Here is a 23,089-nt window from a genome sequence, read left to right as displayed (position 1 = left end):
TAACGCTATGAAATGGACCAGAAGAGATATGTTAAAGGGCCTCGGAGGCTTACCGGTAGTTGGAACCGTATGGTGGGCAGGAGGAAGATATGCCGTTAAAAAGAACAGGGAACGTGAAGCGATCCTTGAGACCCTGAATATTCAGGCCGCAGCTCCCGCTACGACGGGACCAATGAGTGGTGATCCTGTTCGAATTGGAATCATTGGATTTGGTATACGCGGTCAGCAATTAACCCGGGCACTGGGTTTCGCTACCAAAGAATGGCTCACCAGTATGGAAGAATCAGCCAGGAATAATCCCAGGGATACAAGGCTCGCTGAATTTCTGGATCAGGAAGATTTGAATGTAAAACTCACAGGTATCTGTGATCTGTTTGACGTTCGTGCAGAAATTGCACAGGAATCCTTTGAAGGAATCAGGCGTTACCGGACACATGAGGAAATGATCAATAGCGGTAATGTGGATGCGGTGATCATTGCGACCCCTGACCACTGGCACGCACCCATTTCGATCGCTGCGCTTAACGCCGGGGTTCATGTGTATGTGGAGAAACCAATGACGCATAATATTAAGGAAACCTATGAATTACGCGATGCGGCGCTGAATTCAAGTGCTGTATTTGCAGTTGGGCACCAGCATCGGCAGACTCAAAGCTTCCGTACTGCCCAGGATATTATCGATAAAAAGGTGATTGGTCATGTTTCACTCGTGGAGACCAATACCAACAGGAATGACGACAATGGAGCATGGCAATATGAAATTCATGAGAAGGCGAGTCCGGCCACCATCGACTGGAAACAGTTTCTCGGAAATGCACCGGAAGAGCCCTTTAATAAAGAACATTTCTTCCGATGGAGAAAATGGTGGGCATATGGTTCCGGGTTATCGGGAGACCTGATGACGCACGATTATGATCGCCTCAATTGTGTCCTGAAAATGGGAATCCCCGCATCCGTAATGACATCCGGAGGTATATATACCCATAACGACGGAAGGAACGTGCCTGACGTCATGCAGATCAACATGGAGTTCCCGGATTTTTCAACCGGAAGTAGCCAGGAGCCAGGTAAGGAAAACGGAATGACACTGGTATACAGTGCAACACTGGGCAACCAATTCAACCGACCGACCCTTCTCATGGGACATGATGGAACCATGGAACTCGGTAACCGGCTGACCATCTGGGCAGATCCTCGGTCTACACGTTACCAGCAGGCATTCGAAGAAAAGCGAATGGATCCGAATGTTCCGATTTATCAGTATGACCCTGCGGCAAATGCAGTAGACGGAGTGACTTCAGCCACGTCAAAATACTTTGCAGACAAGGGCTTGTTATGGACCTATGTAGATGGCAAACGCGTGGATTCCACATTCCTCCACCTGCGCGAATGGCTGAGTTGTATTCGTAATGGCGGTAAACCAAGTTGCGGCATTCAGGAAGGGTTCGAGGAAGCAATCACCGCGCACATGGGAGGTTTATCCTATAAATTAGGGCAGCGGATTTACTGGGATAATAACCGCCAGGAAATTTTGCCGGTGGAAGGTTATGACCTCGATGAAGTGCTGTTGTTAAACAAGGAGCAAATCAAACCCCGGGCGGTATACGATCCTGCCTGGTCCTGATCATCGTTCCATATTTTCTAAAGATTTTCCCCCGGATGATGCTGGCTGCTTCTCCGGGGGATGTTTTTTGAAAACGGGGTTACCGTTTAAACTACCGTTCGTCCGTAGTTCCAATGAACTTCGAAATATTTTAAATATTCATTAGATTCATCCGACAGAAACATGAATATGATAAATCCTTTCATAGATGCTCACGTCCATTTGAATTCCCTTTCAGTGGAAAAAATATCGGTCGCCCAGGCTATGGGCGGCAAATTTGTATCGATTAATACCGACGTGCCGGATTTCGTATCCATTGAAGAACAGCAACACATTACCCGTACGCTGGCCTTTGCTTACCCGGAAATGGTGCGCTACATCGCCACCTTTGATTTTAAGGGTTTCCCTTCGCCAGAATGGCTTGACAGAACCATCTATAACATCCAATCCGCTGTCAATGAAGGCGCTGCTGGTATCAAGATTTGGAAGAATCTGGGAATGGATCTGCGTGATGAATCCGGCAATTTTGTGATGATCGATGATGATCGTCTTGATCCGGTGTTTGATTACCTCGAAACCCATCAGATTCTTGTGTTGGGGCATCAGGGTGAACCGCGTAACTGTTGGCTTCCATTAGAGCAAATGACGGTTAATTCCGACCGAAATTATTTTAAGAACCATCCGGAATATCATATGTTCCTGCATCCGGAATTCCCATCATATGAAAAACAGATCGATGCCCGCGATAACCGATTACAGAAAAATCCGAAATTACGCTTTGTAGGACTACACCTGATGAGTCTTGAGTATTCCATTGAAGAAGTAGCCAGGCGCCTGGACCGGTTTCCCAATGCAATGACTGATCTGGCCGAGCGCATCTGTCATCTGCAGCTACAGGCCCGGGAAAACCGGGAGTCAGTAAGGGATTTCATGATCAAATACCAGGATCGTATAATCTATGGAACGGATGTGATTGACGACGGTTCTGACCCCGGTATTGCCGCACGTTTTGGTGATTTATGGAAACGTCATTGGAATTTTTTTGCAAGTTCCGAATGGCAGGATGCTCCTGAATTTGATGGAGATTTTCAGGGGCTTGATCTTCCTGAAAAAGTTCTTTCTAAATTGTTTTATGAAAATGCAGCCCGTGCATACGGGTTTTAACCTTGTATATATGAAATCTACAGATCGAAGGTCATTCCTCAAAAATTCAGGTCTCTTAGGGCTGGGATTGTTTGCTGGCAGTGTGAGCCAGGTAAATGCCCGGACAACTATGTTCCGCACCATAGGTAGAAATGCCGAATTCAACATGAGCGGATATGCGGCACCCCCGCTGGAGACCGTTCGGGTAGGTATAGTCGGACTGGGTATGCGCGGGCCGGGTGCAGTGAACAGACTCAGTTTTATTGAGGGCGTAGAAATCAGGGCTCTTTGCGACCTGATCCCGGAACGTGCGGAAAAAGCGAAAGCCTCCCTGAAGGATACTCCGCATAAGCCTCAATTGTACAGCGGTTCATCTTTTGCATGGAAAGAAATGTGTGAACGTGAAGATCTGGATCTGATATACATTGCTACACCCTGGGAATGGCATACTCCGATGGCTGTATTCGCGATGGAAAGCGGCAAGCATGCCGTTGTTGAAGTTCCTGCCGCAACGACACTTGACGAATGCTGGCAACTGGTGGAAACGTCGGAAAGAACCAGGAAGCACTGCATGATGCTTGAAAACTGCTGCTATGATTTCTTTGAATTAATGACCCTTAATATGGCCCGTCAGGGGTTTTTCGGCGACATTATTCATGGCGAGGGAGCTTACATCCATAATCTTGTTGATCTGAATTTTAACAAGGAAACTGGTTATCAGGGCATGTGGCGGCTTAAACAGAATTTCAGGAATGGTAACCTTTACCCAACTCACGGATTGGGGCCTGTTTGCCAGATCATGAATATTAACCGCGGGGATCAGATGGATCATCTCACTTCAATGAGTACAAATGATTTTACCATGGCTGGTCATGCCAGGGAACTCGCGCAGGAAGATGCCTTCTTTAACGAGTTTGCGGCGCATACCTACCGTGGTAATATGAATACAACACTTGTGCGTACGAAAAATGGAAAAACCATTATGATTCAGCATGATGTTTCTTCACCCAGGCCTTATTCCAGGATTCATTTAATCAGTGGTACCAGGGCTATGGCACGAAAGTGGCCGGAGCCTCATATTTCCAAAGGCCATGGATGGTATAGTACTGAGGAAGTGAAGGAGCTTGAAGAAAAATATACGCCGGGAATCGTGAAAAAAGTGGGCGATCTCGCCAGGAAAGTTGGGGGGCATGGCGGTATGGATTTTATCATGGACTGGCGATTGATCGATTGTTTGAGAAATGGCTTACCGCTCGACCAGGATGTATATGATGCTGCACTGTGGAGTTCGATCAGCCCGTTAAGTGAATGGTCTGTTGCCAACCGGTCGGCATCAGTGGATGTTCCCGATTTTACACGGGGTCATTGGAAAACGAACAAGCCAGTAAGCGTATTGGAGGACTATTCATAGCCGTTCGGCTGAAAAAAGCCTTAATCATATACGTATTTCCAGGAGCCGTCAGACATCCGTTTCCAAACTGTATGGAACGTACCCTGATTGGTGACTGAATTGCCTGCGCTATCGGTTCGGATCAATTCATAAGGCCCGTAGGTATAAGCCATGTCACCTGAGCTGGATACATCGATATAGGATGGGGACCACTTCAGGGTTATCTGATCAAAATTTGGATCGCTGTAATATCGGTCAATCTCATCTTTGCCTTTTATAAGTTCCCCCCGGTTCAATACGGCATCAGGATGGGCATATGCAACGAAAGCGGCTCGCAGACCATCACGCTGGGCCATTTCCGCGAATGCCGTTTCAGCTTCACGGACGGAATTGATCAATTCCTCTGAACCTTCCCCTGTTTGACTGCAGGATGCCAATAAGGCAAGCGATATGGCCGTTATAATCATTAAAACTCTCTTCATATTATTCTGTTAAGTTCAATCGGTGTAATTTTGGTTGGTTAAAGAAGAATTTCAACACCTCATAAGGTTTTTAAACCATTAGTCAATGTGTTACTGGAACACATTAAAAATTCTTTTATCATTGTACCTTCGGGCAATCCGTAATTTAACAAGTAAATACCTCAAGCGATCACCATGTTTAAAGTTAGAAATTTATTTCAGTCTGTCATATTAATGCTATTTGCCGGGTTAATGATTGCAGCTGTTTCCTGCAGCGGTCCGAAAGGGCCTTCAAAAGTCCTGGTATTTTCAAAGACTGCCGGTTTTCGTCACGAATCGATAGCCGCAGGGATCAAGGCAATTGAGAAACTGTCTAAGCAGTACAATTTTGTAATGGATACCACCGAAAGCAGCGATGCTTTTAACGAAGAAAATCTGCAAAATTACAAGGCTGTTATTTTTCTGAATACTACGGGAGATGTGCTGAATAAACAGCAACAGAATGATTTTGAGCGATTTATTCAGGCTGGTGGTGGTTTTGTGGGTGTTCATGCTGCGGCAGACACCGAATATGACTGGCCCTGGTACGGCAGACTGGTGGGAGGGTACTTTAACGGACATCCCAACGGTCCGAATGTGAGAACGGCATCGTTTGATATTGTCGACAATACCCATATCTCAACCGATTCCCTTCCGGCACGTTATGAACGCACTGATGAATTTTACAATTACCGAAATATTCAGGAGGATCTGAATGTACTTATTACGATCGACGAGAGCACCTATGAGGGCGGAACCAATGGAGATTTTCACCCGATGGTCTGGTATCATGACTTTGACGGTGGAAGGGCATTCTACACGGCTATGGGACATACAGATGAATCCTATTCAGAACCTTATTTTCTATATAACCTGGCGGGCGGAATACAGTATGCATTAGGCGGAGAAAAACCGGCCGATCTTGATTATAAAATGGCCAGCACAATTCGGGTGCCGGATGGAAACCGTTTTAGCAAAGTTATACTGGCTGAAAAATTGAATGAGCCCATGGAACTTGCCGTGATGAGTTCAGGAAAGGTCCTTTTCATTGAAAGGCTGGGAAAAGTTCGACTTTTCGACCCTGAGGCTGGAGGTATAAAAGAGGTCGGACAAATCGATGTAAGTCATAAATATATTAACCAGGACGGTAATCAACCTGAGGCTGAGGATGGACTGCTTGGTCTTGCACTTGATCCGGATTACGATAATAATCACTGGATATATCTTTATTATTCACCTGCGGGAAATGAACCTGTGAACGTACTTTCCAGATTTGAATTCAGAAATGATGAATTGAACATGTCTTCAGAAAAGGTGATGCTGAAGGTACCTGTGCAACGAGACCAGTGTTGTCACACAGGAGGCTCCATCGCGTTTGATTCAAAAGGCAACCTATACCTGAGTACGGGCGATAATACCAGTCCGCGTGCAACACCCTATGCGCCGATTGATGACCGTCCGGGGCGTATTCCATGGGATGCGCGTAAGGGATCATCAAACACGAACGATCTGCGGGGTAAAATTCTTCGCATTCACCCGGAAGCTGACGGTAGCTATACCATTCCTGAAGGAAACCTGTTCCCGGTTGGAACAGATAAAACACGTCCGGAAATTTTTGTAATGGGTACACGTAATCCTTTCCGGATATCCGTTGATCAGCGAACCGGTTATGTTTACTGGGGAGATGTAGGACCGGATGCCCGCTCAGATTCCTCCGGTATCGGTCCGATGGCCTATGATGAAATTAATCAGGCCCGAACCCCTGGTTTTTTCGGATGGCCGCTTTTTACCGGAAATGATGCAGCGTATAATGATTATGATTTTGAAACAGGCGTATCCGGACCAAAATTTGATCCGAAGAGGCCTATAAATGATTCAAGAAATAATACGGGATTGACTGAATTGCCGCCAACATCGCCCAATTTCATTTGGTATCCGTATGCAGTATCTGAGGAATTTCCCCTGTTGGGATCCGGGGGCCGCACGGCCATGGCTGGCCCTGTGTATTATTCAGGAGATTTTGAGGGTGCTGCACGCGCGTTTCCCGATTACTACGACGGAAAGCTGTTTATTTATGAGTGGATGAGGGGATGGATTATCGCCGTCACAATGGATGAGGAAGGTAATTATGCCGAAATGGAGCGTTTTATGCCCGACTATAAATTCAGCAACCCTATGGATATGGAGTTCGGCCCTGACGGTGATCTGTATGTGCTTGAATACGGTACCGGTTGGTTTGTGCAAAATGATGATGCCCGTCTTGTTCGAATCGAATACAACGGAGGAAACCGAAAGCCGCTGGTTCAGGTTGCCGCAAGCAAAACAAAAGGTGCAGCTCCTTTAACCGTTGCATTTGATACCAGGGGCACCGAGGATTTTGATCGCGACCCTCTGACCTATGAATGGAAGGTTTTAAATGCAACGGGCACCCAGGTAGCGTCATCTTCAGAAATGAATCCTACCTTTACACTGGATGAACCCGGGGTTTACAATGCCAGACTTTCAGTTACAGATGACAAGGGAGAGCGAGCCATTGCTGAAACGGAATTGATTGCCGGAAATGAACCTCCGTCATTATCGTTTAACATCATCGATCATAATACCAGCTTTTTCTTTGAGGGAATACCGTTCAGTTATGAGGTAGAGGTTTCTGATGCTGAAGATGGTGAATTGGGGAATGGGATCGACGAGGATCAGGTAGCGGTGACTATCGATTATCTGCCTGAAGGATTTGACCGAATTGAAATTGCGCAGGGTCACCTGATGGCCAATGATGCGGTTGCGGCTGCTGGAGGTAAAAAACTAATGGAGGAAAGCGATTGCGCTGCTTGTCACAAGGTTGACAGCAAGTCTATTGGCCCGAACTTTAAAGAGATTGCGGCAAAATACATGGACGATCCCGGTGCGATTGATTACCTGGCCACTAAAATTATTAACGGTGGAAGTGGTGTCTGGGGGGATGTAGCTATGGCAGCACACCCGCAAATGTCCAACGATGATGCTGCAAACATTGTAAAATATATTTTTAGTTTAGGAAGGGAGGCAGAGCCGGTGGTATCATTGCCTGTACGTGGTTCCTATACTACCAGAATTGAAGATGGTCAGTCAAAGGACGGCGTAGTCATTATACGTGCCGCCTACACAGACAGGGGAGCGAATGGGGTTCCGCCCATTACATCTCAGGATATGTTTATTTTGAAAAGCCCCAACATAATTCCCGCAGATGCCGATGAAATGGAAGGTGTAAACGTCTATACAACAAATAATCCCACCCGGAAGCTTGCGATTATTCAGGAATCCGGAGCCTATGCTAAGTTCAGCGCCATAGACCTGACCGGGATTAATGGGGTTCTTTGTGTGGCATCAGTTCCGGTTAATATGTTGAATGCGGCTGGCGGAATCATCGAGATTCACCTTGATAGCCCGGATGGCCCAGTGATTGGTACCTCAGAAATGCTTTCGCCCGTCGAAGGGCCTATCATGAGTGTGGCTCCAAGAACAGCCATGATTTCATTATCGCCAACCTCGGGTAAGCATGACCTTTATTTTGTTTACAAGAATGAGAATGCGCCTGAAGGGCAAAGCCTGATGGTGCATGTGGCAGCAAGCTTTATGCCTGCAGAGGGCAATGCCCTGAGTATGAAAACTAATTAAGGAATATGTGGATTAGTTGGCTTCAAAACAGAAGTCAACTAATCCATTGAACAGCTTGAATAAATCCGGGTCCTTTGGTTCGGGCTTTTCAAGGTCTCCGCGGAAAGTATTGAAGGCATAACTTTCGATTGTCACATCGCCACTGGTTACAGGATAGGAAAAATCCTGTATCGAAAAGAAATATGTTTCCAGTTCTTCAGGTTTTGCTGCAAAATATATTGCTATCAGGTATTCATCCTCTGCAGAAAGAGGAACACCTGTAACTGTATTATAATGCCAGTCGGCATTATTTGCACTTACAGTCGTTTCAGCGAGTACGGTATTATCACTCAGGTCCGACCGGTAGAGCCTAACCTGGTAATTACCATTTTCAGGCACCTGAATTCCAATTTCCTTCAATTCTCCGTCATATGCGATTGTGAAAGTATATCCAAAAACAGTATAGACACCCGTGTGATCTCCAAGGGCTTTAAAATCACCCTGTTCAATGGTGTAGGAACCATCTGTAAGAATATCATGAATGGGATACTGGCAACCTTCGATATCGCTTCCATCATTGCCTCCATCGGTACCGCCAGAATTTCCCCCGTTGTTACCATTATTGGCAACCGGGTCGGGATCTTCAGAATTGTTGCATGAATCTATGGTTAGGAGCAGACCAAAACATAACAGTAAGGCCGGAATTGATTTTATAAGTGAGTTCATCAGTATGGGTTTTATGCAAAATCCAACTAATGGCTTGGTCTGACCATACCGCATTTGGGGTATATTCAGATATTTGTATTATTTTTCATAAGAAAAGAAATCAGTTCAACGGTACTGTGGACATCGGCTTTTTTCAGGATATTTTTACGATGGGTTCGTACAGTTTCATAACTGATATTCAGCGCTTCACTTATTTCCTTGCTGTCTTCCCCCCGGATCAGATGGCGGAGAATTTCTTTTTCCCTCGATGTAAACAAATCTTCTGAGGGTCTGAGCTCCATATGCTTCATGTCCAGATGAAAATGTTCATTTCTTTTTTGGTTAAATAATGTGGCTTGCGGCAGATTGCTGATCTCCAGGTGCGAAATATCCGTGATGATGTTGGCAAAAACGAACGGGACCCTGTTTTCATCAAAAACGAGCGGAATATTCTGATTTTGCGTGGTAATAACTGATCCGTTCTTATGATTTGAACGGTTTTGAAATACTACATATACGCTTTCTTTTTCATCGTCAGGTACTGAGTTTATATACATCATGGCACGTCCAATGATTGACGTGATAAAGGGAAAATCAGGTGGGTAGATGAAGGCCTCCACGAATCGCTCATTATTCTGAAGAATCTCGTGGTGGGAATAACCTATAACCTGTTGACTGTTTCCGGTTACGAGTTCAAGCTTTTTGGTAAAAATATTGGCGATAAAGCAAAACCATGGGCCTACCGACCACAGTCCGCCAACGATGGGGTTCTCAAGAATTTCCGGAATGTAGTTCCTGTCATGCACTACGTAGTCCTGTTTTCCGATGGCCCGGAAGATGTCAAGAAAATTATTATGGTTATTCAATCGATATTTTTAATTATAAAATACTTATTCCGAATTGAATATCAAATACTTATATAAAGAAACAGGCCGTCAAAATCTTTTGACGGCCCGTCTTGTTACCTCGTAAATTCGTGCTTTGCAGTTTCAGGTATTTACTATTTTTGCCTGGTTATTTTTTATTCCGAATTGCCCATTGCAGATTTTCTTTGTTGGCGTATACCAGTTCAAGCCCGTTTTCTTTAACAAATTCATCTACTGCCAGAAGAACACCATGGTGAACATGATTTGGATCTGAATTATAATCATCCCCGGCGATTATACCACCATTTTTCACTTTATGTTTCAATATGTTCAACTCCTGGCGGGTATGCTCATACTGATGACTGGAATCAACGTAGGCCCAATCCAGGTAATCATCAGCAAACGCCTCCAAAACTGGAATATCAAAGTCAACGTGAACGAGAACCTGGCCGGCCTCAATTTCTTTCTTATATGTTTTAAGGATTGTCCGAACCGCGCGAACAGTACTCTTATTTCCATTGGCCCACTCCCAATGTGGCTCCAGGAAATACCAGGGGTCAACAAGATGAAGTTTCTTGGGTTTGGCCACATCCAGCAGAATCTGACTAAAATGTCCATTGAGTACACCTAATTCTGCCCCAACACCATTCTTAGGGAAAATGGAATCGACAAATTCTATACGTCTGTTGTAAATTTCTCTCTTCACATACCTTCTGTAACGGAAATAAACATCGGTCTCCTTTAGTTTTCGGGCGATTATGTTGTTTGAAATAAGGTCTTTCATCAGGTGTTTCTTATGATTCTTATGTGCTTATTTTAACTTCAAATATATTAAGTATATACTGAATAACTATTGGTCAATTAACTATCTGATATGCAATATTGAGAATTTCACGAGTCTGGATTTTTCATTATTGCCAGGTAGGAATACCACTTCTTAATGCCCTTCAAATACATGAGGTAACCCTCTTCGAATCAGTAATTTGTCTTAAAAATTGGAATTCATCCAAAATTCAAATTTAGGATGTGATTTGGGTTTAATTCCACCCTGATGATGTTTTTATAATAAAAGAGCCGCTCCCTGCTGGAAGCGACTCCTTATAAACTCAAAACAACAACCTTAATTACAGTGGTACAATCTTGATGCCAGAAATATTTTATGATAAAAGCAAGTACATATGGCTGAACTCACCAATCATTCTACGGTAATGATTTCGTGGAACAAACATCATTGAAACGTGTTAAAAGAAATAAAAAAATATGGCTCAAATTACACTTGGTGGTTCAGTATGTCATACCAGCGGCGAACTGCCTTCCCACGGAACACACATTAAGAATTATGCATTTTCGCAGAACAATTTGCAACCCTTTCATCTTCAGGATGCCAGGGGCAAACGGGTGATCCTGAATATATTTCCGAGTATTGATACGGCGGTATGCGCAACTTCGGTGCGAACTTTTAACAAGGAGGCAGCGAATCTTGATAACACCCTTGTATTGTGCATTTCGAAGGATCTGCCTTTTGCGCAGGCAAGGTTCTGCGGTGCAGAGGGAATTGAAAATGTTCAGACGCTCTCAGATTTCAAAGACACATCCTTTTCGAAAGATATGGGTGTGCTGATCGAGGACGGACCTTTTGGCGGTCTCGATGCCCGTGCCGTGATTGTTTTGGATGAAGAGATGAAGGTAATTCACACAGAACTGGTAAGCGAAATTGGACATGAGCCTGATTATAAGGCTGCCATGAAGGTTCTGCAGGAATAAAAATTCATCAAATTAACAGGGTAGCAGATTACCCTGGTTCCAAAGCCCGATGAGAAGTATTGCCGTTCATCACCTTCTCATCGGGTTCCTTTTATTTTCTCAAAAAATTCAGCTATTTAAAGTCGGATTACATTTCCAGGCTTATGGACAGAAGAACGGCAATTCGTAATATTGCACTTGCTACAGGGAGTGTCACACTCCTTACAAGATGCGGCTTTGGTGAAGAAAGACTTCCTATCGCATTGAACAACCTTAAAGTTTCCGTCGAACAGGAAGATCTCCTGAAGGAAATTGTTTCAGTCATTATACCTCAAACCGACCTTCCCGGTGCTGAATCTCTCGAAGTACATAATTTTGTCTGGGTCATGGCCGATGATTGTATGGATGTGAAGGATCAGGACCGGTTCATGAATGGAATAGGGGGGGTCAACAAGCTTTTGAAGCATACTCGGGGTCAGTCATTTTCGGAAATTGAACCTGCAGTGCGATCAGAAGTACTCACTGAAATAGTATCCTTTCCGGCAGATTATGCTGTGCCTGAAGACCGGGAGGGGAACCCGGAGTTCAATTTGGCTGATATCCAATATTTCGTCGGACAGACAAAGCGATTTACAATCGAGGGGTTTATGGATTCTGAGTATATAATGACGGAAGTGATGCCTTACAAACTTGTACCAGGACCTGCTTCAGGATGCCTGAAGGTAGATCCAGCTAAACGAATCAATATCAATGGCTAATTTAAATATCAACGCAAAAAAACAGAATACCTTCGACGCCATTGTGATTGGCTCCGGAATGAGTGGAGGATGGGCTGCAAAAGAGCTGACGGAGAAGGGTTTAAAAACGCTTGTCCTCGAACGAGGCAGGGAAGTAAGGCATTTGCGGGATTATCCGACCACAAATACGATGCCCTGGGAATTTCCGCACCGGGGAAGGATTCCCGAGGAAATCCAACGGGAAAATCCTGTTATCAGCCGTTGTTATGCATTCCGTGAAGATGCGGCACATTTTTTTGTTAAGGATAAGGAACATCCATACATTCAGGAGAAACCGTTTGACTGGATTCGGGGTTATCAAACCGGTGGCAAGTCATTGATGTGGGCCCGTCAGACACAACGATGGAGCCAATATGATTTTGAAGGTCCGGACCGGGACGGGTTCGCCGTACCTTGGCCAATAAGCTACGATGACCTGGCACCATGGTATAGCCATGTAGAAAAGTTTGTAGGTATTTCAGGTAATCCGGATAATATAGATGTATTGCCTGATGGTGAGTTTTTGCCTCCGATGGAAATAAACTGTGTGGAGGATCACTTCAGTCAGGTTGTTAAAAAGGAATACGGAGGCAACCGCCACATCATTATAGGAAGGTGCGCCCATATCACAGGAAGCGCCGAGAAATTTGCGGCCCAGGGCAGGACGCTCTGTCAGCATCGCAATATTTGCCAGCGGGGCTGTCCTTTCGGAGGTTATTTCAGCAGCAATTCCAGTACGCTGCCATGGGCAGAAAAAACAGGTAATATGACACTAAGGGCCGATTCTGTAGTGCATTCAATCCTGTATGATGAAAAAGAGAAACGCGCTGTGGGCGTTCGTGTGATTGATGCAAAAACCAAGGAAGAGACTGAGTATTATGCAAAGATCATTTTCCTGAATGCAGGAGCACTTAACACCAACCTGATCCTGTTAAATTCAATTTCAAACCGCTTTCCGGAGGGATTGGGAAATGACAATGGTCTGCTGGGTAAGTATATCGCCTTTCATAATTACCGGGCAGTAATTAGTGCGGAGTATGATGGCTTTCCAGATATGCATACCGTGGGACGCCGCCCGAATGGCATGTACGTTCCTAGGTTCAGAAATGTGAAAACGCAGGAAACAGACTTCTTACGGGGGTATGCAGCTGGATTTGGCGCTGACAGGATGGTACGAACCGATTATGACGGATTTGGAGAAACCTTAAAAAATAATCTTCTCAATCCTTCATATGGCCCCTGGCGTGTCGGGTCTCATATGATGGGTGAAACCATACCTAAGGAGACCAACCGGGTCACGCTCGACAAGGATCAAACTGACGAATGGGGAATGCCTCAGCTGCGGATTGATGTTGACTATGATGAAAATGATGAAAAGATGATAGCCGACTATTTTGAGCAATTCACTGAAATGTTTGAAAAGGCCGGTTTTACCAATATTCGTCCGTATGACAAGAAACAGGCACCCGGGCTTGATATCCACGAGATGGGAGGTGTTCGAATGGGTAAAGACCCGGCTACATCACTTCTTAACAAATGGAATCAATTGCACAACTGCAAGAACGTATATGTAACCGACGGGGCCTGTATGACTTCAACCTCCACGCAGAATCCATCACTTACCTACATGGCATTTGCGGCGAGAGCGGTGGACCATGCTGTTCGTGAGTTCTCCTGATGTTTGTGACATTTTATTACAATCAATATGCAACCCATAGATAAATCTGAACGTCTTTAGGTTAAACGCAATCATACTATGAACAGATTTATCGCAATTACCCTGCTGTTGTCAGCTCCCCTGGTTCTAAATGCCCAGCAATCCTTTGAACGTGAAACAGGTGATTTTAATCGCCTGGTGCTATCGCCACATATAAATCTGGTTTTGGAGACCGGTGATACCCCAGGAGTTCGCATTGAATATGATAATGTTGACAAACACGAGATTAATGTAGAAGTCAATGGCTCAACCTTGCGGATTTACCTCGAACACGCTAAAATGATTGAGAAGACTGAGCAGGTAAATTATCATTACAGCAAAGGCATCTATGACGGAGCAGAGGTGACCGCTTATGTGACATTTACGGAACTTGAAATGCTTGAAATTCGGGGTGATCAATGGGTAAAAGTTCAATCGCCCATCAATGCCAGACAGTTCAAGCTGAAAATCTATGGTGAGAATGATGTTACATTCGATCGTGTAAATGCTGAGTATTTTAAAGTATCTCTGTTTGGAGAAAATGAGCTCACGGTCAAGAATGGAGATGTTGAATACCAGAAATATACACTTTACGGTGATAATTCAGTGGAGGTTTCCGGATTGAAAAGTCAGCATACCAACACTAAAATATATGGTGAAAGCGAGCTGTCTCTGTATGCGAGCCATGAGCTGGAAATAACCTCCTTCGGAGAACCTATCATCACCTATGCCGGGGATCCAATCGTTAATAAAGGAATCATTATCGGCGAGCCAAGGATATTTGGCAGGGATTGAGTATTCGCTATTTAAGAATAAAAAAAGGTCCGCTTAGTTAGCGGACCTTTTTTATGCCTGGTAATTTTTATTTAGTCCAATACATAAACATCCAGATCCTTAAAAATATTGAAGGTCAGGGCGAAGTAAAAGACATGTGCATCGAGGTCTTCATAAGGCCTGAAAGGTGTGCCATCTACAATCGCCTCATAGTCTGTATTCAGAAAACTGTTCAGATAATACTTGAACTTAATATTGGTTCCGTTGACAAACTGGAATCCTACAAACAAGCCATGTGCCAGGGTAGGAGTTCTGTCGCTGAACCATGAATTGAATTTATCTTCTTTCTTCTCGTTTATAAAGGTTTTCTGCTTGAAATTGAAAGGCACTTCAAATTCATATCCGGCGTAGATTCCAACATTCTGACTGAAATCATATTTGAATCCAACAGGAACGCCGATGTTGTAGGTTCTGAATTTTACACGTGTGTTGGTGGAACGATCCTCAGCGATAAATCCGACGTTCCGAATGGCCAGTCCATGAAACAGGCCAAATTCACCCCAGTCATAAACTCGCCAGGACTGGGCGTTAAAGAAGGGTGAAAAACGAATGATATTGTCATAACCTGAACCTACATTGGCAAAAGAAAATATCAGTTCACCACCCGATAGGATGTATTTATCCGGTTTGTCCTGGGCCGTCGAATAAAGGCTCGTGCCTAATATCATTGCCGTAAATAAGATAATTCTCTTCATCTTGATGTGTTTAGTTGGAATGCTAAATTGTAAAAAAATAATCATATACCCCTGATTTTCATCTTCGAATTCACTGATGTGTATCATTGGAATACAACATTGTCTTTTATACATTTTGTAAACAATAAAGCCGTGAAAAAGATACTCTGTCCGACCGATTTTAGCGACATTTCGCTAAACGCCATTGCATACGGGGCTAAATTAGCCCAGGTATCGAATGCCGACCTTGTTCTGTTTCATGAACATTCACTCTGGAGTGCGTCACCGGAAGAAATCATTCTGGGTAAATCATCCCTGACCGAGTCGATAGCCAATGAACTGGAGAGCCAGTGCATACAGATTTCGAAGGCATTTCATATTTCCTGTTATGCGGATGTAATTGCTTCGGGTCGTTCGCTTGTGGGGCTGATCGAGGAGTTTTCAAGTGAGTTTGATATGATTGTCATGGGCATTGATCAGGATTATGATCTGTTCAGCTACGTTTTTGGAAGCAGGGCATTTCAGGTATCTAAACATACTGAATTGCCAATGATTCTGGTTCCGGATGAATTTACATTTGAAAAAATTGATCGTATTGCTTTTGCTTTTGATCCGTCGGAAAAAAGAGAAACGCCGATAGAACAACTGACAATGTGGGCAGAACGATGGAACTCCAAGATCACATTGCTCGAAGGCGTTCAGACAGAGGATCCTGCTCCGATTTCACGTGTTTCCCATCCCGGTATTGGCTCAGAAGCTATTCAGGTACAACATCTGAGTAAAAGTAAAATGATCGATGAAATTGATCAGTTCATGTTGGAGCATAATGCGAACGTTCTTGCATTATTTTCACGCCAGCGGAAATTTTTTGAATCGATGTTCCACAAAAGTGTGATTCGGGAAATGACCCGTAAAGCAACCTATCCGCTTTTTATATTTCACCGCTAAGTTTCCGCGCTGAAATATCTTTTTCCGGAGACTTCAGACTATCAGAATAACCTTTTATTTATTTTTACCGGATGTGGTTGAGAGTTTCGATCGTCTGTTCGCTTTTGTTTGCACGTATAATTACCCTGCCCGCTCAGGTTCTGTATACCGAAAAGACATCAAACCCGGGTTTATTCTCAATTAATGGAGCCCGCGGAGTTGCCGTGGCTGACTTTGATAACGATGGCGATGAAGACTTCTTTGTTACAGGACGGCCATCCCGGTTTTACCGTAATGATGGCAACTGGAATTTTACAGATGTAACCGCCTCCGCTGGAATGGGGGGTACGGAAGCATCAGTAGCGGTCTGGACTGATCTGAACAATGACGGCTGGCTTGATCTTGTTTCCAGTAGCTGGACTTCCTCTGATGTATACATTAATAATACCGATGGAACATTCCGCGAGGGATTTTCTCCTGGAATTGCGCGAAGACAATCTCTATTGGCCGGGGATCTGAATCATGATGGCTGGGTTGATATTTTCTCTGCGAATTTCCGCGATCCGCATGAACTTCTGCTAAATGCCGGTGATGGGCTGCTCATCGATGATGCGAAAGACAGGGGCGTAGCGACGGTTCATACCGGTATGGGAGGCGTGTTGGTCGACCATGATCTTGATGGAGATCTTGATATCTACCTGGTTTATGACACCTATGAGCCAACGGAAATCTTTGAAAATGACGGATCAGGTAATTTCTCGGATGCTTCCGAAAAATGGGGCTTAAAAACGGAAAGCCAGGCCATGGGAATAGATGAGGCGGATATCAATGGCGACGGGAAGCCTGATTATTACATAACAAACCTGTTTGACAACTATCTTTTTGAAAGTAATTCCGGCGATTATAATGAAAGAGCCATGGCATCTGGTTCAAATGATTACGGAATGAGCTGGGGAATTCGCCTATTCGATGCTGACAATGATGCCGATATTGATATTTATGTGCACAATGCGTACGGATTTTCTTCCTACATAAGCCGCTTATTCATTAATCAATCTGATAATACGTTTGAAGATATCGCAGAAGGCACACCTCTTGAAAATAAACTGACCGGCTATGGTATGGCCACTGCCGATTTGAACAATGATGGTCTGCAGGACATCATCCTGGTGAATGGTGAGACCGACAAGGCGGTAAGGATATTTCAAAATGAGACGGTTTCGGCAAACAACTGGCTTCAACTGGATCTGGTTGGTTCAACGGTGAATGCATTTGCGCTTGGGGCCAGAATCTCCGTCTTTTTTGATGGTAAAAGCCAGGTATCACAGGTAAGGGCAGGAACCGGCTGGGCAAGTCAGAATGGATTTCGTCAATATTTCGGACTTGGGCAGGCGGATAAAGTTGATTCGATAATTGTGAATTGGCCCGACGGTACCAATTCCAGACATTATCCGGACCAGGTGAATAAGAGGTATATTTTGTCCCAATCAGAAAGCCTTTTACCATACACCTCCGGAACCTACAATAACCTGATCACGTCCTCGGACCTTGGATCCCTGCCTCTTGTTGCACTTCCGCCGTTGCCCGATGCTTCTAAAAGCATTGCCCGGCAATGGAATGAGGCCTTGCTCTTTGCAATACGCAATGATCTCGCAAGACCTACAGTTCATGCCAGGAATTTATTTCATTTGTCAGTTGCCATGTACGATGCATGGGCCGCTTTCGGGGGGAATACATACCTGTTGGGCAAGGAACGGGGTTCCTATAAAAGTCAGTTCGCAGGTATAGTGATGCCTGAGGATGCTCAGATAAAAGCGATTAGTTATGCTGCGTACAGGCTTCTGGATTACCGGTTTCAAAACTCTCCGGGAAGTGGAGTTTCAAGGGCTTATTTCAGAGCCCTGATGGAGAGGTTGGGGTACGACGTGAACTATACCAGTTCGGCGTATCTTGATGGCGATGCTGCGGGCCTGGGAAATTATATTGGGAGAGAGGTGATCAATTTTGGTAAAACCGATGGCTCGAATGAATCCAATAATTATTCAAATACCTATTACGAGCCTGTAAATGATCCGTTAAACCCTTTCGATCCGGGCAATCCGACTATTTTTAATGCTAACCGGTGGCAACCGCTTCAGCTGGAAAATTTTATTGATCAAAGTGGCAATGCAGATGGTACAACGCCGCCGTTTCTGGGACCTGAATGGGGTAACCTGGTTCCTTTTGCCCTGGATACACTTGCGGCTGTTAAAAGGATCCGGGATGGTCATGAATATCGCATATTCCATGATCCTGGTGCACCGGCATATATCGGGAATGAACCCGGACTTACAGATCCCTATAAATGGACACATACCATGGTGAGTATCTGGGGTTCGCACCTGGATCCGCATGATGGGGTTATGATCGATATATCCCCTGCGTCGTTTGGGAATAACCTGGCGTATCCATCCAGTCCATCCGGTTACAGCAACTTTTATGATTACTTTAATGGCGGGGATGCAGGGACCGGTTATGAAATAAACCCCGTCACTGGAAATCCCTATGATCCACAGATTGTTCCGAGGGGTGATTTTAGCCGGGTTTTGGCAGAATTCTGGGCAGACGGGCCTGATTCTGAAACCCCGCCCGGACATTGGTTTACCTTACTGAATGATGTGACCGACCACCCCGAATTTGAGCCTCGCTGGCTTGGAGAGGGGCATTTTATGAATCCATTGGAATGGGATGTAAAAGCCTACATGGCCATGGGAGGCGCAATGCACGATGCTGCGGTCACGTCCTGGTCTATCAAGGGCTACTACGATTACGTGCGTCCCATCTCAGCCATTCGGTATATGGCGGCAAAAGGTCAGTCTTCTGATCCGGATCTACCGTCCTATGATCCGCATGGATTACCCTTGCTGGAGGGCTTTGTAGAACTCGTATACCCGGGTGATGAGCTTCAGGGAACGAATGGTGAAAATGTACATAAGATTAAACTCTACACGTGGCGGGGACATGAATTCATTGATAACCCTGAGATTGATGAGGCAGGCGTTGGCTGGATACTCGCAGAGAATTGGTTTTCCTATCAGCGCCCCACGTTTGTAACACCTCCTTTTGCCGGGTATATTTCAGGGCATTCAACTTTTTCAAGCGCGGGTGCTGAAGTACTGAGTATTATAACCGGCAGTGAGTATTTTCCAGGTGGTCTGGGGGAATACATCGCCAGAAAGAATGAGTTCCTTGTATTTGAGGAGGGGCCGAGTATGGATATCAAATTACAATGGGCCCGGTATCGGGATGCATCAGATCAAAGCAGTATGTCCAGGATTTGGGGCGGCATTCATCCTCCGGAGGATGATATTCCGGGCCGGCGTATTGGAATAGAAATTGGAAAGCAGGCAGTTGACCTGGCCAATAGTATCTTTAACGGGGAGGTTATTACTTCATTGGAAGAACAGGGCTCGTCGGAAGTAATTATCTTTCCCAATCCTTTGCAGGGAAACAAGAAACTGAGTATCAGGAAACCCTCCGGTTACTCGAAGATGACTTTGCTGGATCTGACGGGCCGGCACATTTTTGAAGAATTTCTGGGCACTGAAAATGAAGTAAAGGTGAATATTCCTGTTATTTCTCCCGGGGTATATCTGATATTGATTTCAGGCAGTTGGGGTTCTGAAACACATCGACTCCTGGTGAGGTGATCAGCCTGGCCTGCCAGAACAGCCTTCATTATTGAAATAGGCGGGGTATATATTGCTTTTATGGCTAAAAGTCATGAACTTTAATAGAACTCAATCTTTTAATTTTTCTAATAAATCTCTCCATTATGGCAAATTATACCTTAAATGTAAATGGTAAGAGTCAGTCTGTCGAGGCTGATCCAACCACTCCGATCCTATGGGTATTGCGCGACAATCTCAGGTTGGTGGGCACAAAATTCGGTTGTGGAATTGCGCAATGCGGAGCATGTACCATTCATTTGGATGGAGCCGCTGTTCGATCTTGCTCACTTCCCATATCTGCTGTGGGAGATAAGAAAATCACGACTATCGAGGGACTGTCTGAAGATGGATCCCATCCATTGCAACAGGCATGGCTCGAACATGACGTGCCGCAATGCGGATACTGCCAGGTCGGACAGATCATGAATGCAGCCGCGCTACTCGAACGAAATCCGACACCCTCCGACACGGAGATTGAGGCGGCAATGGCGGGAAATATCTGCAGATGTGGTACTTACGTCCGAATTAAAGCTGCCATTAAAACCGCTTCCAATTCCTGATTTTTCATACTTCTCACTCAACAAACCTGATCATGATCAAAGAAAAAAATAAACTGGACAGAAGAACCTTTCTGAAAGCGTCGGCGATGGCAGGCGGAGGTATGATGATTACATTCAACTGGTTAACGGCTTGTAAGCCTACCCCGGAACAGGTTGCATCATTGCCAAAGGATTGGTTTGACATTAACGCTTATCTGAAAATAGCTGATAACGGACTTGTAACCATATTCTCTCCGAATCCGGAAATTGGACAGAATGTTAAGACATCCATGCCGATGATTATTGCGGAGGAGCTCGACGTAGACTGGGATGATGTGGTGGTGGAACAGGCTGGGCTGGATGTCTCTAAATTCACCCGGCAGCTCGCAGGAGGAAGTCAGTCAATACGTTTTGGATGGCAAAGTTTGCGGATGGCAGGAGCTACTGCCCGCCGTATGCTTATGGACGCAGCTGCTCAAAAGTGGCAGGTTCCCGTTTCGGAGATCAAGACATCAAAGGGTAAACTCATGCACGGGGAGAAGGAGTTGTCCTATGGTGAAGTTGCGTCGGTGGCAGGAACATTGACGGTTCCCGAGGATGTTAAGCTGAAGGATCCAAAGGATTTCAAAATTATTGGGACTTCGCGTAAAAATGTGGACGCACCAAAGATCGTCACAGGACAGCCATTGTATGGTATTGATACCTACAAGGAGGGTATGCTCATGGCGATGATCATACATCCGCCTGCATTTGGAATGAAGATAAAATCTGTGAATGCTGAAAAAGCAAAGGCTATGCCTGGTATCAGGGATGTATTTACAATTAATGCCCGTCCTGAAGGTGCAGAGTTCCAATGGTCTGACGTAAATGCCTTCCCTGAATTGGTGGTTGTTGCGGGGGATGCTACCTGGCAGGTGATGCAAGCCAAAAAAGCGGTTGAAGTTGAATGGGAGAGGACCTCACCTGCTGAAGATACCTCAGGCCATGAAGAAGGACTGTCGAAATTAGTTTCCAATCCGGCAGACGAACCCCAAAGAAAAGACGGCGATCCGGAGGGTGCCTTTAAACGTGCAGCCAAGGTTATCGAACGTACGTATACTGCTCCGTTCCTTGCTCACAATACCATGGAGCCGATGAATTTCTTCGCGGACGTACGGGATGGTAAAGCTGAATTACTTGGCCCGATACAAACGCCGGAATACCTCAGTAAAACGGTTTCTTCAATTCTCAATATTCCGGAAGATAATATTTCCATTATGATGACCCGTCAGGGAGGTGGCTTTGGCCGCAGACTGTATGGAAACTTCGGTGTTGAAGCGGCAGTAATTTCGCATAAATTACAGGCTCCTGTGAAGTTATTATACACCCGTGAGGATGATATGACACAGGGCACCTATCGTCCTGCTTACAAAATTCTCTACAGGGCTGCTCTTGATGAGAATAATAATCTCATTGGATTTCATGCCCGTGGTGCAGGAGTTCAGGGAGGTCCGCTCTTTCCAAACCGTTATCCGGCTGGTGCTGTTGACAATTATATTTGTGAAAACCTCAACCTGGAATCAAATATTTCAACGGGTGCATGGCGTGCGCCCCAATCAAACTTTGTGGCAGGCGCTGAGCAGTCTTTTCTCGATGAGGTCGCTGAAGCGGCAGGAAAAGACCCGATTGCATTCCGACTGGAACTCTTCGATCGTGCAATCAGCAATCCTGTTGGAGAGAATAATGATTATGACGCCGAACGTTATGCCGGTGTGCTGAAACTTGTTCGGGAGAAGTCGGGATGGGGTAAGGAAACACCCGGGGTGTACAGGGGTGTTGCCGCATATTACTGTCATAATTCCTATGTGGCCCAGGTGCTGGATATTGTGCTTGATAATGGTCAGCCTCGTGTGAAAAAGGTATGGTGTGCAGTTGATTGTGGAATTGTTGTGAATCCCGATGCCGCAAGAAACCAGGTGGAAGGAGGTATCATTGATGGTATCGGTCATGCCATGTACAGCGCCATGACCTTCCAGAACGGTGAACCGAGGTCCAATAACTTTAATAGCTACCGGCTCATCCGTCATAACGAAGCACCGCTTGCGGTTGAAACTTTCTTCGTAGATAATGGAATTGATCCTACCGGCCTTGGTGAACCATCACTGCCTCCAGTTATGGGCGCACTGGCAAATGCCATGGCCAGACTCACAGGTGAGCGATTGTATGATCAGCCGTTTGTAAGTCATACGATGAAAATGGGCTAGCCTAACCTGGATAAACAGATTTAAAAAGAGCTGCAATCGCGGCTCTTTTTTTGTTTAACATCTTTTAACAGGAAAAATTTATAGAGCAGGAACCATTTTTGTATAAT

Annotated in this window: 17 protein-coding genes; 12 read left to right on the top strand and 5 right to left on the bottom strand. The window is 45.1% G+C overall.

The window, feature by feature from the left end:
* The first annotated feature begins 7 nt into the window (after positions 1–7).
* The 3 genes from LDX50_RS19835 to LDX50_RS19825 all read left to right on the top strand — a co-directional run bounded on the left by LDX50_RS19835 (position 8) and on the right by LDX50_RS19825 (position 4,157).
* Positions 8–1,624, top strand: a complete 1,617-nt coding sequence (locus LDX50_RS19835; protein WP_225697947.1) for a Gfo/Idh/MocA family protein — start codon at positions 8–10, stop codon at positions 1,622–1,624.
* Between the two features lie 216 nt (positions 1,625–1,840).
* Complete coding sequence (locus LDX50_RS19830) at positions 1,841–2,767, top strand: amidohydrolase family protein (RefSeq protein WP_225697946.1); 927 nt, start codon at positions 1,841–1,843, stop codon at positions 2,765–2,767.
* A 10-nt stretch (positions 2,768–2,777) separates the two neighbouring features.
* Positions 2,778–4,157, top strand: coding sequence for a Gfo/Idh/MocA family protein (locus tag LDX50_RS19825; protein WP_225697945.1), 1,380 nt, complete (start codon positions 2,778–2,780; stop codon positions 4,155–4,157).
* A 20-nt stretch (positions 4,158–4,177) separates the two neighbouring features.
* Here LDX50_RS19825 and LDX50_RS19820 read toward each other — a convergent pair whose 3' ends face one another.
* The gene (locus LDX50_RS19820; protein WP_225697944.1) at positions 4,178–4,618 is read right to left on the bottom strand and encodes a YybH family protein; all 441 of its coding nucleotides are present in this window, start codon (positions 4,616–4,618) and stop codon (positions 4,178–4,180) included.
* Between the two features lie 231 nt (positions 4,619–4,849).
* On the opposite strand from LDX50_RS19820, the gene LDX50_RS19815 reads away from it, so the two are divergent.
* A complete protein-coding gene (locus LDX50_RS19815) occupies positions 4,850–8,290 on the top strand; it encodes a ThuA domain-containing protein (RefSeq protein WP_225697943.1) in 3,441 nt (1,146 codons plus the stop codon).
* 12 nt (positions 8,291–8,302) lie between these two features.
* Here LDX50_RS19815 and LDX50_RS19810 read toward each other — a convergent pair whose 3' ends face one another.
* The 3 genes from LDX50_RS19810 to LDX50_RS19800 all read right to left on the bottom strand — a co-directional run bounded on the left by LDX50_RS19810 (position 8,303) and on the right by LDX50_RS19800 (position 10,624).
* Entirely contained in the window at positions 8,303–8,995 is a 693-nt protein-coding gene (locus LDX50_RS19810) for a hypothetical protein (protein WP_225697942.1), read from the bottom strand.
* A gap of 65 nt (positions 8,996–9,060) precedes the next feature.
* The gene (locus LDX50_RS19805) at positions 9,061–9,840 is read right to left on the bottom strand and encodes a response regulator transcription factor (protein WP_225697941.1); all 780 of its coding nucleotides are present in this window, start codon (positions 9,838–9,840) and stop codon (positions 9,061–9,063) included.
* A 148-nt stretch (positions 9,841–9,988) separates the two neighbouring features.
* On the bottom strand, positions 9,989–10,624 hold the full coding sequence (locus LDX50_RS19800) for a class I SAM-dependent methyltransferase (RefSeq protein ID WP_225697940.1): 636 nt from the start codon (positions 10,622–10,624) through the stop codon (positions 9,989–9,991).
* Positions 10,625–11,100: 476 nt separating this feature from the next.
* Here LDX50_RS19800 and tpx point away from each other — a divergent pair, with 476 nt between their 5' ends.
* The 4 genes from tpx to LDX50_RS19780 all read left to right on the top strand — a co-directional run bounded on the left by tpx (position 11,101) and on the right by LDX50_RS19780 (position 14,850).
* Positions 11,101–11,604 carry a thiol peroxidase gene (gene tpx / locus LDX50_RS19795; RefSeq protein ID WP_225697939.1) on the top strand — a complete coding sequence of 168 codons (504 nt, stop codon included), beginning with the start codon at positions 11,101–11,103 and terminating at the stop codon, positions 11,602–11,604.
* Between the two features lie 143 nt (positions 11,605–11,747).
* Positions 11,748–12,341, top strand: coding sequence for a gluconate 2-dehydrogenase subunit 3 family protein (locus LDX50_RS19790; RefSeq protein ID WP_225697938.1), 594 nt, complete (start codon positions 11,748–11,750; stop codon positions 12,339–12,341).
* On the top strand, positions 12,334–14,037 hold the full coding sequence (locus LDX50_RS19785; protein WP_225697937.1) for a GMC oxidoreductase: 1,704 nt from the start codon (positions 12,334–12,336) through the stop codon (positions 14,035–14,037). Before LDX50_RS19790 ends, LDX50_RS19785 begins: the two co-directional genes overlap by 8 nt.
* A 78-nt stretch (positions 14,038–14,115) precedes the next feature.
* Entirely contained in the window at positions 14,116–14,850 is a 735-nt protein-coding gene (locus LDX50_RS19780) for a head GIN domain-containing protein (protein WP_225697936.1), read from the top strand.
* Between the two features lie 71 nt (positions 14,851–14,921).
* Here the strand turns inward: LDX50_RS19780 and LDX50_RS19775 are convergent, their stop codons facing one another.
* Entirely contained in the window at positions 14,922–15,584 is a 663-nt protein-coding gene (locus LDX50_RS19775) for a hypothetical protein (RefSeq protein WP_225697935.1), read from the bottom strand.
* Between the two features lie 132 nt (positions 15,585–15,716).
* Between LDX50_RS19775 and LDX50_RS19770 the strand changes: the two genes are divergently transcribed.
* The 4 genes from LDX50_RS19770 (at position 15,717) to LDX50_RS19755 (ending at position 22,982) form a co-directional block, all read left to right on the top strand.
* Positions 15,717–16,511: a universal stress protein gene (locus LDX50_RS19770; protein WP_225697934.1), complete on the top strand. Its 795-nt coding sequence runs from the start codon at positions 15,717–15,719 to the stop codon at positions 16,509–16,511.
* 71 nt (positions 16,512–16,582) lie between these two features.
* A complete protein-coding gene (locus LDX50_RS19765; protein ID WP_225697933.1) occupies positions 16,583–20,179 on the top strand; it encodes an FG-GAP-like repeat-containing protein in 3,597 nt (1,198 codons plus the stop codon).
* 125 nt (positions 20,180–20,304) lie between these two features.
* A complete protein-coding gene (locus LDX50_RS19760) occupies positions 20,305–20,760 on the top strand; it encodes a (2Fe-2S)-binding protein (protein ID WP_225697932.1) in 456 nt (151 codons plus the stop codon).
* Positions 20,761–20,792: 32 nt separating this feature from the next.
* The gene (locus LDX50_RS19755; RefSeq protein WP_225697931.1) at positions 20,793–22,982 is read left to right on the top strand and encodes a xanthine dehydrogenase family protein molybdopterin-binding subunit; all 2,190 of its coding nucleotides are present in this window, start codon (positions 20,793–20,795) and stop codon (positions 22,980–22,982) included.
* Positions 22,983–23,089: the final 107 nt, after the last annotated feature.

It is taken from the genome of Fulvivirga sedimenti (assembly GCF_020328055.1).
Note: the sequence above shows the minus strand (reverse complement) of the source record. Positions and strands in the feature narration are given on the sequence as shown.